This is a genomic window from Roseovarius sp. MMSF_3359 (assembly GCF_030733385.1).
Classification (GTDB): domain Bacteria; phylum Pseudomonadota; class Alphaproteobacteria; order Rhodobacterales; family Rhodobacteraceae; genus Roseovarius.
The window spans coordinates 25,591-42,022 of sequence record NZ_JASHJC010000003.1 but is presented as its reverse complement, the minus strand read 5'-3'; the positions used below and the strand labels follow the sequence as shown (position 1 = coordinate 42,022).

The window sequence follows — 16,432 nt, the reverse complement described above, 5'->3', positions numbered from 1 at the left end:
GTCAGAACAGGTCCGGGTGCATCGCCTTGGCCATCTTTTCGATCGCGTCGATATTGGCGGGGCCGGGGGTCAGCTCTTCGTAGCGCAGCCCGATCCAGCGTTCGTTCTTGACCGCATCCGTGGTCGCCATCACGGGATGGTCCTGCAGGAACTTGAACGTATCTGCCGCGCCGTTTCCGGTCTGATAATCCAAAAGGACGAGGAATTCCGGATTGCTCGCCGCGACGGCCTCCCAAGAAGTGCGGCCCCAGCTTGTTTCCAGGTCATGGGTGACATTCTCGCCGCCCGCCGCCGCGATCATCGCGTCGGGGATGGCGAATTTACCGGCGGTAAAGGGCGCATCGGCAGGGCCGTCGAGCAGGAAGACACGTGGCCTTGCCTGATCGGCGGTCATGGCTTCGATGGTCGAGAGCTGCTCTTTCCAGCCTGCGACCAGATCCGCCGCCTTGGGTTCGACATCCATGACCGCGCCAAGCCGCATCACATCATCAAAAAGCAGGTCCATGCTTGCCTCGGGGCGATCTTTGCTCAGGTGCACGCAGCTTTCGGTCAGGACCATCGTCTTGATGTCAAAGGCCGCCAGGGTGTCCGGCGTGACCTCGCCACCCGGTTTCATGCCGTAATACCAGCCCGCAAAGAACAGGTCGGGCGAGGCCGCAACCAGGTTTTCGATGGTCGGGTATTTCGGCGCCAGTTCGGGGATATCGCCACGCTGCGCGTCGAAGGTGGGGCTGGTCTTGTACCATCCGGTGATGCCGGTCAGCCCCACGATCTTGTCCTGCAGCCCCAAGGCAAAGGCCATCTCGGTCATGTTCATGTCATGCACCACGAGGCGTTCGGGCGTCTCGTCGATCACAAGCGGCTTGCCGCAATTGTCGACGGTGATCTCTGCCACCGCCGGTGCAGCCAGGCCCAGCATAATACAGGCAGACCAAAGTTGTTTCATTTCGGGTGTTCCCTCAGGTTGGAGTGTTTGATTTTCGGATGTCGAGTGCCGGTATCTGCCGGCCTTCATGCGGCAGCAGGTGATAGCCCACGCCAAAGATGTCGCGGACCGCGTCGGGGGTCTGAACTTGATCGACCCGGCCGAAGGCGGTCATGCGCGTCTCTTTCATCAAGGCGACATGGGTCGCGAATTCGGGGATCAGGACCAGATCATGCAGGATCATCACCACGGTGATGCCAAGCGCGGAGATCAGTGACAGCATGCGCCCCTTGGCGTCCGGGTCGAGGTGATTTGTCGGCTCGTCCAGGAACAGAAGTTGTGGCCGTTGCGCCAGGGCGCGGGCAATATGAGCGCGCTGCCGCTCACCGCCCGAAATCTGACCCATGAGTTTCGTCGAAAGCCCGGTCAGGCGCGTGATCGACAGGACATGGTCCAGCGCCTCCGCGTGATCGCGGGCAGCGTGATCGGCCCAGATCGGCGTCTGCCCCAGGGCAACATAGTCGCGCAGAGAGAGGCGCGGATCGGTGAAGGACTGCTGATTGACCACGGCGATCTGCCGCGCGCGTTCTAGCGGTCGCAGGTCGCGCAGGTTCTGTCCGTCAAGGGTCACATCGCCGGACGTGATTTCTTCGAGCCCCGCCAGAAGGTTCAAGAGCGTGGTCTTGCCCGCCCCGTTCGGGCCGGTAATGGCCAGGGTTGCCCCCCGGTGCAGGTCAAAGGAAACGTCCCGCAAAAGCACTTCGCCCGCGGCGGTGCGGTAGTGCAGGTTGCGCACGGACAGAAAGGCGGGCGCGGGCATCAGGCGTCCTCCGCCGCTGCGAAACCGGGCAGGCGGGCCAGGGTCTTGGTGTAAAGCGCGGCAGGGCGGTCCGTGGCCGATGTCCAACCGCTTTGGCTTTCGCGGTACTGCCGCGCGAAACTGGAAAGCGCCGCAAGGTCGGCGGCGGTTTCGATATCGCCAAAGAGATAGGACGCCTTGCCCGCCGCCTGGAACCCGACGGTCGCGGGCCGGTCGCAGCCCGCCATGCAATTGACAGCACGAATGGCAAAGCCGGGCGGAAGATCGGCGGTCAGCGCCGCGCGCACCCTTCCGGCCGCCGCGCGGCCATTGCAGCCGGTGCAGATGAGAATGAAATGATCAGCCGGTTTGGTCATCTCGATCCCCGCCAATTTCCAGGCGCAGATCGAAGGTGCCAAATGTGCCGTCTTTTAAGGGCCGTGCCATAAAGCCTCCTTCCAGAGCGCCCCGCCCTGGGTTCGTGGAAAACAAGATGGCAGGTCTCCTGACTTGCGGGTCCTAGCTTGGCCAACCTTCCCAACCCTGCGTGGGTCAGTGGTGTCTCAGCGTCGCTTACCGCCTACAGTTGCGGGGGCAGTCACGGATTTGGCGCCTTTTGGCTACACCACACCGTATTCCCTATTAATCCCGATATCGCTATGCGCGGGAACCATCTCCTGAACCATTGAAAGAGAGCAACGCGCCTGTCAACGCTGGATTTGACCGTGGCCCAAGAAATCCAGGCCTTGGTCTTAGTGGTCATTGCGCATTTCTCGCGTGAACGAAGCGTCGCCCTAAGAAGAAAATCCGACCTCCTTGACGTATGTTCCGTTCCTGGTCTCCTCGCGCTTCAGCGCGCGCAATTCGCAGGCCTCAAGGCGCTCGATCCTGTCCGCAGGGACCAATCCCTCCCGCGCCGCCCGGGTCCAGATCTTTGCGCAGGACCGGGGCGACCATGGCAGCGCCGCCTTGGTCAGCCAGATCCGCAATTCCGGAGGAAGCGCGTCGAACGCCTCCATCGGGTCACCCTTACGGCGGCGCTTCTTGAGGTGGGTGGCGCCAAGATTGCCACTCATACTTCTTCCTCCGGATCGAAGATCGGGTCGAGGACAAGGACGAAACGCGCCTCGTCCGTGCCTTCGATCGGGGGAGAGCGGTGCATGAGGCCCGAAGGCGGATCGCTGGGCCATAATGTTCCGCGCAGGATCATGGGCATGCCGGTCGTCACGGTGAAGACGCGCGACGGCTCGGCGCCATTGGTCGAAATGCCATACTGCGTGCCAGTGCCGCGATAGGTGCAGATCAGGCGGGCCGTGACCGCGTCGATATGGAATTTGCGGCAGGCATCGGTCGTCACGACCTCAAGCCTCAGGCGGAGGTAGGGCGCCTTTGTGAGGACCGCGAATTGACCGGCCAGTAGTGCGACATCGTCAATCCACGCTGCCCGCTCGTCGGTGTCGGGCATGCCCGAGGCGGCGCATAACTCTGTGACGGTTCGATGAACGGCGTCCGGGCGGAGCATGATCCGGGCCCGCGGGAACACGGCGGGATCGAGCGCATCCAGGTAGGATTGCAGGCCGGGCCCGACCTGGCGGCGCCAGATCGCGGCGGCGCAGCCAGGTTTGTGGATGACCGACAGATCCGCGGCCGCCGACGCGATCCCCACGCCGATTGCCGCGTGTTCGAGCAGCCCGTGTTGCAGGCTCATGCAGCGGCCTCCGCGCGGCGCCAGATCGGGAAGGGGTCCGGCAGATCGGGGAGCGCATCGGGGCCGGGGGCAAGGTCTTCGGCCACAAGGGCGGCATCCAGCCGGGCCTTCAGCGCCGGCCAGTCGATCCCTGCGCCGATAAAGACGATCTCCTGCCGGCGGTCGCCCCACGGTTCGCACCAATGCTGCGCGACATAGTTTCGCGCGCCTTCGTGATCGGGCCACCGGTCCTTCGGCACCGAGGCCCACCATGTCCCCATGGGCGCGACGCTGGACAACGCGCCGGCAAGCGAGAACTCCGCGACCCAATCCGGCCGGGTCGCAATCCAGAAATGCCCCTTGGCCCGGATCACGCCAGGCATGTTACCATTCAACACGGCCATGATCTTTTCCGGGTCAAACGGTCGGCGCGCGCGGTAGACGAAGGAGGTCACGCCATATTCCTCGGTCTCCGGCACGTGGTCGGCAAATCCGTACAGTTCCTTGGCCCACATCGGATGCTCATGCGCCTTCTCGAAATCGAAAAGGCCGGTATCGAGGATGCGGTCGGCGGGAACATCGGATTGATTTGTCTCGATAATCTCCGCATCCGCGTTCAGGCTGCGGATGATCTTGCGGGCGGCATCGGTGCGGTCCGGACCGGCATCCGATACCTTGTTGAGGATCACGACATCGGCAAACTCGATCTGATCGGTCAGCAGGTGCACCAGGGTGCGTTCGTCCTCGTCACCCATGGTCTCGCCACGGTCATGAAGGAAGTCATGGCTGGAATAGTCTTTCAGAAGATTGACCGCGTCGACAACGGTGACCATCGTGTCCAATCGCGCCACATCCGACAGGCTTTCGCCGTCTTCGTCCCGGAATTCGAACGTGGTTGCGACGGGCAATGGCTCTGAGATGCCGGTTGATTCAATCAAGAGGTAGTCGAACCGTTTTTCCGAGGCGAGACTGCGCACCTCGGCAAGAAGGTCATCGCGCAGCGTGCAGCAGATGCAGCCATTCGACATCTCGACAAGTGTTTCGTCGGTCCGGCTCAACTCGGTGTCGGCGCGGACGAGGTCGGCATCAATGTTGACCTCGGACATGTCGTTGACAATCACCGCCACGCGCCGGCCCTGCCGGTTGTTGAGGATACGGTTGAGCAAGGTGGTTTTGCCCGCGCCTAGGAACCCTGAAAGCACGGTGACGGGAAGGCGTGTATCGGTCATTTTGCAAGCTCTTCGTTGAGGGTGTCGCCGGATGCGGCGTCAGGTTGCGTCGCGCGCAGGGTTTCAAGGCCGCGTTGCAGTTCGGGGCGCGAGATATCCCGTGCGATGATAACGATCCGCGAGCGGGTGTTGCCCTTGGGCCAGTCGTTCAGTTGGACCGGGGGATCGAAGATGTGCTGCACGCCGTGAAAGACAAAGGGCGCGTCAATACCTTCGAGAAAGACAATTCCTTTCACCCGCAGGATATCCGACCCCCTGACAGCGATCAGCGTGTCGAGCCAAATATCGAACGCCGCACTGGGCAAGGGGTGATCCAACACGACAGAGATCGACTGTATCCGCTCGTCATGCGGGGAAAATGTCGGGGTTTCCTTGGCGGGGGCGAGGCCCGACAGGTTGGCCAGGGGATCAGCTTTGGTTGGCGCCATCCACGCCAGCGCCTGATCCGACTTCGCGTCGCGCCGCAGGCCACTGAGGTTGAAGATGCTGTCGGGCGGCAGATCGCCATGGTCCGACGCAACCATGCGCGCCGTCGGATTGATCTGGCGTAGCCGGTCCCGGAACGCCTTTGCTTCGGCTTTCGTCACCAGGTCGGTCTTGCTGATGACGATCAGGTCGGCCATCGCGGCCTGCGACACGGCTTCGAACTGAGCGTCGAGCGTCGCGGGGCCGGCGGCGGCATCGGCGAGTGTCACGACCCCATCCATGCGCAAGGTCGACGCCAGCGCCCGATCGACAAGCAATGTCTGCAGAATCGGGGCGGGATCGGCGAGGCCCGTGGTTTCGATGACAACCCGGTCAAAAGCGATAGCGCCCTTGTGACGCCGCACCAGCAGGTCGCAGATTGTTTTCGAAAGATCGCCTCGGATCGAACAGCACAGGCACCCCGACTGCATGAGGATCACGTCATCCTTCGATGTCTCCACCAGATCATGGTCAAGCCCGGCCTCGCCGAACTCGTTCACGATCACGGCGATGCGGCCGGAACTGTCATCGCGCAGGATGGCGTTCAGGAGCGTTGTCTTGCCCGCGCCCAGAAATCCGGTGAGCAGGGTGACAGGCAGGCGGGGGTCGGTTTGATCGGTCATGATATCCCGGAACTGTGATTCAAGTTATGTTATGACATAACATTTTGGGAATGCAAGCACCGGCGAAACGAGGCGGCATCAGATCAGGAGAGCGAGGAGGCTGAAAGATAGGATCAGGCCGCCGCCGATCATGTGAAAAAGCGCCGAAAGACGCATCACCCCATCGGTATCGGCGCCTTGTCCAAGGAGCGCAAGACGGCGCGCCATGCCGCCACCGCCGGCGACGATCAGGTTGAATGTCGCCGTGCCGAGCCCCATGGTCAGGACCGCAAGGCATCCGGCGGCAAAGGCATCGAACCGCGCGGCGATGACCAGCACAAAAAGTGCTCCGGTACAGGGGCGGATTGCGATGCTGCCGACAAGCACCGCAGCATCCCGGAAGGTTTCAAGCGATTTGACCTCCTGCACCGAGGGGCCATGAGCATGACCGCAGCCGCAGGTGTGATCGTCATGGGCATGGTGGTGATGATGGTGATGGTGACCGCCATGGTTGGTCTTGGCACGGGTCACGAGCCGCCCCCAGGATCGCAAGCCGCGCCAGACAAGGAGCGCCCCGATGGCCCCCATGGCGGCCACGCTGAGCGGTGCAAGCCAAGTTTCTGTCAGGTCCGCTGCCTCGCGCGCCCCGATCCGCGCCCCGAAGACCAGCACCCCGATCAGCAAAATCGCCGTCAGCGATTGCGCAAGGCTCGACACGAGGGTCAGCGCCGCCAGCCTCCGGAAAGTGGCCCCGCTGGCAAAGGCCGCGCCGCCGATCAGCACCTTGCCGTGGCCGGGTCCGATCGCGTGCACCACCCCATAGGCCGCTGTCGCCGCGCACAGAAGCCAAAGCGCCTGCGCATCGCCCCGGCGGATGGCATGAAGTGCGCGGGCCATGGCATTCTGGAATTCCTGTTGTTTCATCGAGGCCCATTGGCCCAGATCCCCCCACGGTATGACCGTCCAGGCGACCAATGCCAGCACAACAACCACGGCAAAGGGCCAGATCCAGTTCAGCCGCATTTCAGGATGACCTCGTCCGAGAACATCCGGCCGATGCCTTCCTGTTCCGGCTGCTCCTCGCGCGAGAGGCTGCCGAGTGCCACCAGAAGGTCGCTCGTCAGCGCATCTGGTTCAAACGGCACGAGATCAACAGCGCAGCCATCGGGCAGGTGGGTGGCGTTGGTGATTTCGGCCACGGTATAGGCATAGTAATAGTTCGGATCGTATAGCCTGAGCACCACATCCTGACCGGCCACATCGACGGGCGTCGCAAGCGGCAGATCGAACCGGATGGTGATAAGCTCATCACGATAAAGGGCCTCGGCGTCAACCGGCACAAGATGCGGCTTAACAGTGTCGTTCACCTCGAAGTAGATGTCGCCCACATAACCTTCCTGCCATTCGGTCTCGCCGCGCAGGATGGCCGCGTAATCCGCGTCATCGAGCGCACCGTCGCCATCCCGGTCGAGGTCGAGGACGTCGAACAGGAAAAGTGTCGTGAAGGCGTCATAGGTCCAGGAGATGCGAAACCCGGCCACCTGACCGGCATCGTTGAACCTGAATCCGGCCTTGGCATCGACGAAGATATGCGGGTGCGCCAGGGCCGGCCCCTGGAGGAGCAGCAGCGGTAGTAAAAGACTTCCAAGCCGTCTCATCATGACGTTCTCCTGGGCGTTTCGAAACCATCACGGTGCCACGCAGGGTCAGGGGTCACAAGCACCCGGCCAGCGAGGTGGCAAGGTTCCGCAGAAGCTGCGGATAGAGGTTCGGGCCGAGCTCAAGATCAACTCCGAGCGGGTCGATGACTGCCGTCTTTGCCGGGGTGCCATCCATCACCGTCGCAACGAGCTTCTGATCATATTGCGGCTCGGAAAGGACGCAGGCGATCCCTTCGTTTGCCACGCGTTCCTGGATTTCGGCGATCCGGGCCGGGCTCGGGTCCGAAGCATCCGACAGGGAAATCGCGCCAGAAGCGGGGAAATCGAAGTCGGTCTCGAAATACTGGTAGGCATCGTGGAAGACGACGAACCGCTTGCCGCGCACCGGCTCCAGCACACCGCCAATTTCGCCGACCAGTTGTGCCAGCTCTTCGCGCCCTGCGGCGGCGTTGGCATAGTAGGTGCCTGCATTGTCAGGATCTGCCGCCGACAGCGCCGCGGCAATGGTGTTCAGCCAGACGGACGCATTTTCAACCGAGAGCCAGGCATGGGGGTCATGGTCGCCGTGGTCATGCCCATGGTGGTCGTCGTGCCCGTCGTGATCGTCATGATCCGCCTCGGCATGGTCGTCGTGCTCATGGCCCTCATCTTTATGATGTTCGTCATGTTCATCGTGGTCGTCGTGGGCGTGTTCTTCCTCCTCGGCGTGGTCGTCATGGGCATCATCGTGGCCGTCATGATCGTCGCCCTCATCGCCGTGACCGTGTGAATCGTGGTCATGCGCCTCGAAGAGCGCGCCTTCCCGGAAATCCAACAACTCCGTGCCATCTGACTCAAGCAGCGAAATCACCTTCGCGCCTTCGGCAAGGGTTTCGATCGAGTTTTCCATCCAAGGCGTCAGGTCCTCACCGATCCAGAAGACCAGGTCGGCGTCCTGCAAGGCGCGGGCCTCGGAGGGCCGCAGACTGTATTCGTGCGGGCTTGCCCCCTGCGCAATGACCAGTTCCGGCGTTCCGACGCCCTCCATGACGCGGGCCACGAGGGAATGGACAGGGGTGACATCCGTGGCGACATCGGGGACCTCCGCCAGCGCCGTGCCACCGAGAATTGATGCGATGGACCCAAGGGCGACAAGCTTTCTGGACATCTGGCTCTCCATGTGATTGTATAACATTACACCTTCGATAGACGAAACGATAATCCATGACAAGTCGCGCCTCTCGCAGCGGAAACGGCAATCCCGACGCGGTCGGTTTCGAACAGCATGACCATGCGGCCTGTGTCCGGGACGGCATGGCTGCGGCCGAGGCGCGCTGCGCCGAAGAGGGCCTCCGGTTTACCTCGGTCCGGCGGAAAACCCTTGAGATCCTGCTGCAGGAACATTCCGCGCTTGGCGCCTACGAGGTGCTCGACCGGCTGAGAGAGGCCGGTTTCGGCTCGCAGCCGCCGGTGGCGTACCGGGCGCTTGAATTCCTTGTCAGCAACGGGTTTGTCCACAAGATCGAAAAACTGAACGCCTTCATCGCCTGCACAAATCCCGGCACGGCGCATTACCCCGCGTTCATGATCTGCCGTTCCTGCGATTCGGTGGCCGAGACGCAGTCGATGCCCGCCCGGGGGGCCTTGGGCGATGCGGCCCGGGCAGCGGGCTTCCTGATCGAGCGCACCGTAGTCGAGGCCGAAGGGCTTTGCCCGACATGCGCGGACAAGGCCGACACATGAGCCTGATCACCGTCGAAAACCTGAGCGTCCGCTACGGCGCGCATCAAGCTCTGCACGATGTGAACCTCGTGGTTGAGGCAAACGAGATCGTTACCGTCGTCGGCCCGAACGGGTCCGGCAAGACCAGCCTCTTGCGGGCCATCGTCGGTGCGCTGCCCGCGGCCAGCGGGTCGATTGCCCGGAAACCGGGGCTCCGCATCGGTTATGTCCCGCAACGCCTGCATGTGGATCCGACCTTGCCGATCACGGCGGAGCGGTTCCTGCGTCTGCCGCGTCATGCGGGCAGGGTGGCGCTCGAGGCGGCGCTGGAGCGCACCGGTGTGCCGGATATCGGGCCCAAGCAAATGTCGCAGCTCTCTGGCGGGCAGTTGCAGCGGGTTTTGTTGGCGCGCGCTCTGGTAAATCAGCCTGACCTGCTATTGCTCGACGAACCCACGCAGGGGCTTGATCAACCGGCATCAGCCGCTTTCTATCGGTTGATCGAGGAGGTCCGTCATGAGACCGCCTGCTCGATCCTGATGATCAGCCACGAACTCCATGTCGTGATGGCAGCGTCGGACCGTGTCATATGCCTCAACGGGCATGTCTGCTGTCAGGGCTCGCCCGAGATCGTATCCTCCGCACCGGAATATCGCGCACTCTTCGGCAGCGGCACGGGCGGGGCTCTCGCGCTTTACCGGCACGATCATGACCATGCCCATGACGATGCCTGCACCCACACCCACCACCCGCATGAGGCGGCCGAATGATACTTGATGATTTCATGGTACGCGCCGCGCTGGCGGGCGTTGGCGTGGCCTGTGCTGCCGCACCACTGGGGAGTTTCGTTGTTTGGCGACGCATGGCCTATTTCGGTGATGCGACGGCCCATGCTGCGATCCTGGGTGTGGCGCTGTCGCTTGCGTTGTCACTGTCGGTCTTCGTGGGGGCTGTCGCGGTGGCGATGGTCATGGCGTTGACCGTGTCGGCCCTGTCCGGGCGCGGCTATGCGATGGACACGCTATTGGGCGTTCTGGCCCATTCCGCATTGGCGTTCGGGTTGGTTGCGGTGTCGTTTCTATCCGGGGTGCGCATCGACCTGATGGCCTATCTCTTCGGTGATATCCTCGCGGTTTCCCGCGCTGATCTGCTGGTGATCTGGGGCGGGGCGGCGCTTGTCGTGGCGCTGATCGCCTGGCGATGGGAGCAGCTTTTGACCTCCACCCTGAACGAGGACCTTGCCTATTCCTGCGGCATCGACCCGAACCGCGAAAAACTTGTCCTGACCCTTGCCCTGGCGATCACCGTGGCCGTTGCGATCAAGGTGGTGGGGGTGCTGTTGATTGCGGCGCTGCTTATCATCCCGGCAGCCGCCGCAAGGCCTCTGTCGCGCACGCCCGAGGGCATGGCAGTCACCGCGGCCCTGATTGGCACATTCTCTGCGGTGGCGGGTCTGCAAAGCGCCTATGTTTTCGACACGCCCGCAGGTCCCACGATCGTCTGTGTCGCTGCGATCTGTTTTGCGGTGACCAGCATGTTCAGCGTGCTGCCGCGCTCCCGCTGAAAGGCGGATTGCGCATCAATTTGCCGGGGATCGCGTTGGTAGGGCCCTGGTGCGTAATAGCGCCCCACGGCCTCTGGTCCAACACACCAACGGCGCGATCATCATCAAACTGCCCGCTGGCCGTACTCCGACGCCGCGTCGTTTTGTGTATTTGAATCACTGGCCTCTGCCACCGGCTATCGCCTTCACATCGAAGACAGGTCCTTCGCGCATCAGGAAGATTGAAAACCAACATGATTGGTGGGCATAAAAGGTCCGGAGACTGCAGGGCACACAAGAATGGATAACCTCTCAGACCTTCGCGTTTTTGTCCAAGTTGCCCTTGCCGGCAGCTTTGCCGCGGCATCGCGTGTACTTGGGATGACCACCTCTGCCGTATCAAAAGCCGTGCAGCGGCTCGAAGCAGAAGTTGGTGCAAAGCTCCTGTCGCGAACGACGCGCGCGGTCTCGATGACTGTTGAAGGGGAGCGGTTCCTGGAAGGTGCGCGCAAGCTACTGGATGATGCGGATGCCCTGAAATCCGAATTCACGGACAGCCTGGAAGAGCCGCGCGGAAAACTGGTCGTGTCCGCGCCTGCCGTTTTCGGGCGGGTCTGGCTGATCGAGCGTGTGCTGGACTTCATGTGCCGTTTTCAGGACGTGGAGGTCGAGCTCAAATTTGAGGACCGCATCGTCGATTTCATGAGCGAGGGGATCGACGTGGCGATCCGCCTTGGCGACCTGGGCGACAGCGTCAATCTCGTGGCGCGCAGGCTTTTCGAGGACACGATTCATACCTGCGCTGCGCCATCTTACATCGAAAGGTATGGACAGCCGGAGACGCTGGAAGAAATCGCGTGCCATCGCGGTATTCACTACCGGGTCCAGAACACCGGGTTGCTGTTCCCATTCATCTTCGATTGCAAGGGCGAAACCGTGCGTCGCACGCTTGATCCCGTCCTGGTGGGAAATAATATCGATGCGATCCACCGCGCTGCCGAGGCCGGGTTGGGTTTGGCACAACTGCCCAGCTTTCTCGTGAGAGAGTCGTTTTCATCCGGACGTCTTGTCGAAGTGATGAAGGACCACAGGATGGAGCGTTTCCCTTATTCTATTGTATATCTCGACCGCCGATTGGTGGCGCCGCGTGTGAGGGCTTTCGTGGATTTCCTGGTGTCCGAGCCGCCGAACTTTCTGGATCCCGACGCCTGATCGCACCCCGGTCTGTCTGATTATGTCCTGACAGGAAATAGTGACCGTCCCCGCGACGGGCTACCCAAGCCATGCCATGATGCGACATTCTACTCCCAAGACGGGGCACTCGCCTCATTGCTTAGGATAGAAAAAATGGCAAATCAGACTTCTCTCTTTTCAGGTGTCGCCATCGGTGCAGTGCTTGCCGCGGGGGCCTGGTACGGCTCTTCGCAAGTGGATATCGCCGGCCTCGTCCGCCCGGCCGAAGCCTCCGCAGCGCCGCAGGAAATGCAAGCGCCGACGGTGGACGTTTTCACCGCTGAACGCCGGACCATTACCGAATGGGACGAATTCACGGGTCGTTTTGAACCCGTTGACGAGGTGGCGATCCGTGCCCGGGTATCGGGCTATCTGGAGGCGGTCTATTTTCAGCCCGGTGATGTTGTCCAGAAAGGGGAGTTGCTCTTTTCGATTGATCCGCGCCCCTATCAGACAGCCCTCGCCGAAGCTGAAGCGCGCGTAACCGAAGCCAAGGCGGCAGCAGAACTGGCGCAAAGCGAACTCGGACGTGCGGCGCAGCTCAGCGATAATGGCCATATCAGCCAATCGGTCCTCGACAGCAGGTTGCAGGACGCGGCGATTGCCGAGGCCAGCATTGCCTCAGCCCAGGCCGCCGTTGATCGCGCCCGGCTGGAGCTTGGTTTCACGCAAATCCATGCGCCCGTGACGGGCCGGATTTCGGATGATTTCGTGAGCCGCGGGAACCTCATATCCGCGGGTGCCGCATCGGATGCGCTGACCACTATCGTGTCGCTTGATCCGATCCACTTCGTTTTCGATGCGACGGAACAGCAATTCCTGGACTACATCCGGGCCAATGAAAACACCGGTTTCCGCGCCGCCGCCGCGACCCTGCCGGTTGCCGTTCAGCTTGTTGACGAGGCCGATTTTTCCCACGAGGGCCGGATCGACTTCATCGACAACCAATTGGACCGTGCGACCGGCACGATTCGCGGCCGCGCCGTTCTGGACAACCCCAATGGCACGCTGACGCCCGGCATGTTCGGCAGGATGCGCTTGGCCACCGATACCGACAGCGAGCGGGTCCTGATCCCGGATCGCGCCATCGGCTCGGACCAGGCAACCAAATTCGTCATGACCGTCGATGCCGAAGGCACCGTCGCCCGTCGCGAGGTTACATTGCACGATCAACATGACGGCCTGCGCATCGTCGACGGCCTGGCGGGCGGCGAACAGGTCATCGTGACCGGCCTGCACATGGTGGCCCCGGGCGCGCATGTTGCCGTGCGCAGCCATGACATTTCCGAAAACACGGATATCGCGATGCGCTAGCGCGTCGCGACCCTAGGTGAGGACATTCCAATGAAACTTCCGCATTTCTTTATTGATAGACCGATTTTTGCAATCGTGATTTCGGCCTTTATCACCATCGTTGGCGCGCTCAGCTACTTCACGCTGCCGGTCGCGCAATATCCCGAAGTGGCCCCGCCCACGGTTCAGGTGCGCGCCCAATATCCCGGCGCGTCGGCTGAGACCATCGCAGCCACGGTCGCCACCCCGCTGGAGCAGCAAATCAACGGTGTCGAGGGGATGCTTTACCTCTCGTCCCAGGCCACCGGTGACGGCAACCTGACCATCACCGTCACGTTCGAGCTGGGCACCGATCTGGATGCCGCGCAGGTGCTGGTGCAGAACCGTGTTGCCATTGCCGAGCCGCGCTTGCCGGAAACCGTGCAACGGCTTGGTGTGATCACGCAAAAGGCCTCACCTGACCTCCTGTTGGTCGTGCATATGTATTCGCCCGACAATTCGCGCGATGATCTTTACATCACCAATGCGGCGCAGCGTGTCCGCGATGAATTGACCCGGTTGGGCGGCGTTGGCGATGTGACGATCTTTGGCGCGCGTGATTACGCGATGCGGATCTGGCTTGACCCGGAACGTATCGCCGCCCTTGGTATGACGCCCGGTGAAGTGCTGACTGCCTTGCGGGCTCAGAATGCTCAGGTCGCCTCGGGCCTTCTGAACCAGCAACCCACGCCTGAAGCCGCCGACTTCGAGGTTTCGGTGCAAACCGCTGGTCGCCTGGCCGATCCTGCCGAGTTTGAGCGGGTGATCGTGAAACGTGGTGAAGATGGCCGGATTGTCCGTTTGGCCGACATTGCCCGCGTGGAACTGGGCGCGGCGAACTACACGACGCGCGCCTATCTGGATACCAACCCCGCCGTCGCCATGGCCGTGAACCAACGCCCTGGTACAAATGCGCTTGAGACCGCGGCCGAGGTGCTCAGCACCGTTGAACGATTGAGCGAGGATTTCCCCGAGGGCCTGACATATGACGTCATCTACAACCCGACGGAGTACATCAGCGCCTCTATCGACGCGGTGATCACCACCATGGTCGAGGCCGTGATCCTCGTAATCGCGGTCGTGCTTTTGTTCCTCGGCACCTGGCGGGCGGCGGTGACACCCATTCTGGCGATCCCCGTCTCCTTGGTCGGCACTTTTGCTGTCATGTCCGCGCTTGGCTATTCGATCAACAACCTGTCGCTCTTCGGCCTCGTTCTGGCCGTGGGCATCGTGGTTGACGACGCGATCATCGTGGTCGAAGGCATCGAAAAGCATATCCGCGAGGGTCTGTCGCCCCGTGAGGCCGCGCGCAAGACCATGACCGAAGTTTCCGGTGCTCTGATCGCGACCTCCCTGGTCTTGGCAGCGGTCTTCATCCCGACCGCGGCAGTGGCCGGTATTTCAGGCGAGTTCTATCGTCAGTTTGCGGTCACCATCACCGCAGCCACCGCGATTTCGCTGCTGGTCTCGCTGACCTTGTCGCCCTCGCTGGCTGCAATGCTGCTGAAGCCGCATAGCGAGAAAAAGCACGGCCTGCTGATGCGGCCGGTGATCTGGGCATTGTCGAAGTTCAACACGGGCTTTGATCGCGCCTCGGACGGCTATGCCTGGGCAACGACACGCCTCGTGCGCGTCCCTGCCATCATGCTGAGCGTCTTCGCCGGCCTGATGATCCTGACCGATGCGCAGTTCTCCAAGGTTCCGGGCGGTTTCGTGCCGGAGCAGGACCAGGGCTATTACATTACCGTTGTTCAACTGCCCCCGGGTGCGTCGCTTGAACGGACGGACACGGTTGTGCGCCGTGCGGTGGACGAGCTGCTGGACATCCCGGGTGTTGAAAACGCCGCTGTTTTCTCGGGCTTCAACGGTGCCACCTTCACAACGGAATCCAATACCGGTGTGATCTTCTTCACCACGACACCGTTCGAGGAGCGCGAGGAACAAGGCATCGTTGCCGCAGAGGTCCTTTCCGAAGCGCGTCAGCGTATGGCGGCGATCAATGACGCGGCGATCTTCGTGATTTCGCCTCCGCCTGTGCGCGGCATCGGGACCGGTGGTGGCTTCAAGATGATGCTGCAGGATACCGGTAACGTGGGCCCTGTCGCCCTTGAACAAGCCGCCCGCGCGCTTTCTGCCGAAGCCAATGCCGATCCCGGCCTGGTGGCCGTCTTCTCGCTCTACTCCACGGGGACACCGCGGGTCTGGGCCGAGATCGACCGCGAACGCGCAGAGATGCTGAACGTGCCGGTGAGCCGGGTCAACGAGGCACTCGAAGTCTATCTTGGGTCGTCCTACGTGAACGATTTCAACCTCTTTGGCCGGACCTACACGGTGGTGGCACAGGCGGACGCAGTCTTCCGCGAAACGGCCGAGGACGTCGCGCGCCTGCGGACCCGCTCGGACGATGGTGCCATGGTGCCGTTGGGGGCTGTGGCCACGTTCGAGGACACCACCGGGCCATTGCGTCAGCCGCGCTACAACCTCTTCCCTGCGGCCGCTGTTCAGGGGCAAACCATGCCTGGCGTATCGTCCGCAGAGGCCTTGGAGAAGATGGAGGCACTGGCCGAGCGTATCCTGCCTGCTGGCGTCAGCTATGAGTGGACCGAGTTGAGCTACCAGGAGAAGAACACCGACGATACCGCCGCAATCGTCTTTGGCTTTGCCGTGCTCTTCGTCTTCCTGGTTCTGGCCGCGCAATATGAAAGCTGGGCCCTGCCGGCGGCGGTGATCCTGATCGTGCCCATGGTGCTTTTGTCAGCGATCACAGGCGTTTGGATCGCAGGTCTGGACAATAACATCCTCGTGCAGATTGGCTTCGTGGTCCTCGTCGCGCTTGCTTCGAAAAACGCCATCCTGATTGTCGAGTTTGCCCGGCAGGCCGAAGATGAAGGTCTGGATCGTTGGGCCGCCGCCGTTCAGGCCGCCCGCACCCGCCTGCGTCCCATTGTGATGACCTCGCTGGCGTTTATCCTCGGTGTGGTGCCGCTGATGCTGGCCACTGGCGCCGGTGCCGAGATGCGTCAGGCGCTGGGTGTCTCAGTCTTCTCCGGGATGCTTGGTGTCACCCTGTTCGGTCTGCTCTTTACCCCTGTCTTCTATGTGATGCTGCGGGCCACTGAGGAGAGGTTTTCGGCGAGGCGACCGGCTGGGCTGCAGAACGATGCGCGCAAGATCCCCGGTTTCGGCGTCTGACCCCTCACCTCAAGACGCCCTCTGGGAGCCCGGCACTGGTTGTCGGGCTCCTTCTTTTGCAAG

Annotated in this window: 16 protein-coding genes and 1 riboswitch; of the genes, 6 read left to right on the top strand and 10 right to left on the bottom strand. The window is 62.1% G+C overall.

Annotated features, from left to right (window positions below; all coding sequences use genetic code 11):
- Nucleotide 1: 1 nt before the first annotated feature.
- The 10 genes from RBB29_RS05275 to RBB29_RS05230 all read right to left on the bottom strand — a co-directional run bounded on the left by RBB29_RS05275 (nucleotide 2) and on the right by RBB29_RS05230 (nucleotide 8,515).
- Complete coding sequence (locus tag RBB29_RS05275; RefSeq protein WP_306115340.1) at nucleotides 2-946, bottom strand: ABC transporter substrate-binding protein; 945 nt, start codon at nucleotides 944-946, stop codon at nucleotides 2-4.
- A 13-nt stretch (nucleotides 947-959) separates the two neighbouring features.
- A complete protein-coding gene (locus tag RBB29_RS05270) occupies nucleotides 960-1,745 on the bottom strand; it encodes an ABC transporter ATP-binding protein (RefSeq protein WP_306115341.1) in 786 nt (261 codons plus the stop codon).
- The gene (locus RBB29_RS05265; RefSeq protein ID WP_306115342.1) at nucleotides 1,745-2,101 is read right to left on the bottom strand and encodes a DUF1636 domain-containing protein; all 357 of its coding nucleotides are present in this window, start codon (nucleotides 2,099-2,101) and stop codon (nucleotides 1,745-1,747) included. The genes RBB29_RS05270 and RBB29_RS05265 overlap by 1 nt, the downstream gene beginning before the upstream one ends.
- 100 nt (nucleotides 2,102-2,201) lie before the next feature.
- Nucleotides 2,202-2,414, bottom strand: a riboswitch (cobalamin riboswitch).
- Nucleotides 2,415-2,518: 104 nt separating this feature from the next.
- Nucleotides 2,519-2,800, bottom strand: coding sequence for a DUF6525 family protein (locus RBB29_RS05260; protein ID WP_306115343.1), 282 nt, complete (start codon nucleotides 2,798-2,800; stop codon nucleotides 2,519-2,521).
- Nucleotides 2,797-3,432: a DUF1826 domain-containing protein gene (locus RBB29_RS05255; RefSeq protein WP_306115344.1), complete on the bottom strand. Its 636-nt coding sequence runs from the start codon at nucleotides 3,430-3,432 to the stop codon at nucleotides 2,797-2,799. The genes RBB29_RS05260 and RBB29_RS05255 overlap by 4 nt, the downstream gene beginning before the upstream one ends.
- Nucleotides 3,429-4,640 (bottom strand): GTP-binding protein, encoded by a 1,212-nt coding sequence (locus RBB29_RS05250; protein WP_306115345.1) that lies wholly within the window; start codon nucleotides 4,638-4,640, stop codon nucleotides 3,429-3,431. The genes RBB29_RS05255 and RBB29_RS05250 overlap by 4 nt, the downstream gene beginning before the upstream one ends.
- Nucleotides 4,637-5,728 (bottom strand): GTP-binding protein, encoded by a 1,092-nt coding sequence (locus RBB29_RS05245; RefSeq protein ID WP_306115346.1) that lies wholly within the window; start codon nucleotides 5,726-5,728, stop codon nucleotides 4,637-4,639. Before RBB29_RS05245 ends, RBB29_RS05250 begins: the two co-directional genes overlap by 4 nt.
- A 78-nt stretch (nucleotides 5,729-5,806) precedes the next feature.
- Nucleotides 5,807-6,730: a nickel/cobalt transporter gene (locus RBB29_RS05240; RefSeq protein ID WP_306115347.1), complete on the bottom strand. Its 924-nt coding sequence runs from the start codon at nucleotides 6,728-6,730 to the stop codon at nucleotides 5,807-5,809.
- On the bottom strand, nucleotides 6,721-7,368 hold the full coding sequence (locus RBB29_RS05235; RefSeq protein WP_306115348.1) for a DUF1007 family protein: 648 nt from the start codon (nucleotides 7,366-7,368) through the stop codon (nucleotides 6,721-6,723). The genes RBB29_RS05240 and RBB29_RS05235 overlap by 10 nt, the downstream gene beginning before the upstream one ends.
- Before the next feature lie 52 nt (nucleotides 7,369-7,420).
- Nucleotides 7,421-8,515: a zinc ABC transporter substrate-binding protein gene (locus RBB29_RS05230; RefSeq protein WP_306115349.1), complete on the bottom strand. Its 1,095-nt coding sequence runs from the start codon at nucleotides 8,513-8,515 to the stop codon at nucleotides 7,421-7,423.
- A gap of 56 nt (nucleotides 8,516-8,571) precedes the next feature.
- Between RBB29_RS05230 and RBB29_RS05225 the strand changes: the two genes are divergently transcribed.
- The 6 genes from RBB29_RS05225 to RBB29_RS05200 all read left to right on the top strand — a co-directional run bounded on the left by RBB29_RS05225 (nucleotide 8,572) and on the right by RBB29_RS05200 (nucleotide 16,369).
- Entirely contained in the window at nucleotides 8,572-9,090 is a 519-nt protein-coding gene (locus RBB29_RS05225) for a transcriptional repressor (protein WP_306115350.1), read from the top strand.
- Nucleotides 9,087-9,839: a metal ABC transporter ATP-binding protein gene (locus tag RBB29_RS05220; RefSeq protein WP_306115351.1), complete on the top strand. Its 753-nt coding sequence runs from the start codon at nucleotides 9,087-9,089 to the stop codon at nucleotides 9,837-9,839. The genes RBB29_RS05225 and RBB29_RS05220 overlap by 4 nt, the downstream gene beginning before the upstream one ends.
- The gene (locus RBB29_RS05215) at nucleotides 9,839-10,633 is read left to right on the top strand and encodes an iron chelate uptake ABC transporter family permease subunit (protein WP_306115377.1); all 795 of its coding nucleotides are present in this window, start codon (nucleotides 9,839-9,841) and stop codon (nucleotides 10,631-10,633) included. The genes RBB29_RS05220 and RBB29_RS05215 overlap by 1 nt, the downstream gene beginning before the upstream one ends.
- A 240-nt stretch (nucleotides 10,634-10,873) precedes the next feature.
- Entirely contained in the window at nucleotides 10,874-11,824 is a 951-nt protein-coding gene (locus tag RBB29_RS05210; RefSeq protein WP_306121114.1) for a LysR family transcriptional regulator, read from the top strand.
- Nucleotides 11,825-11,959: 135 nt separating this feature from the next.
- Nucleotides 11,960-13,159 carry an efflux RND transporter periplasmic adaptor subunit gene (locus tag RBB29_RS05205; protein WP_306115353.1) on the top strand — a complete coding sequence of 400 codons (1,200 nt, stop codon included), beginning with the start codon at nucleotides 11,960-11,962 and terminating at the stop codon, nucleotides 13,157-13,159.
- Nucleotides 13,160-13,189: 30 nt separating this feature from the next.
- A complete protein-coding gene (locus RBB29_RS05200) occupies nucleotides 13,190-16,369 on the top strand; it encodes an efflux RND transporter permease subunit (RefSeq protein WP_306115354.1) in 3,180 nt (1,059 codons plus the stop codon).
- Nucleotides 16,370-16,432: the final 63 nt, after the last annotated feature.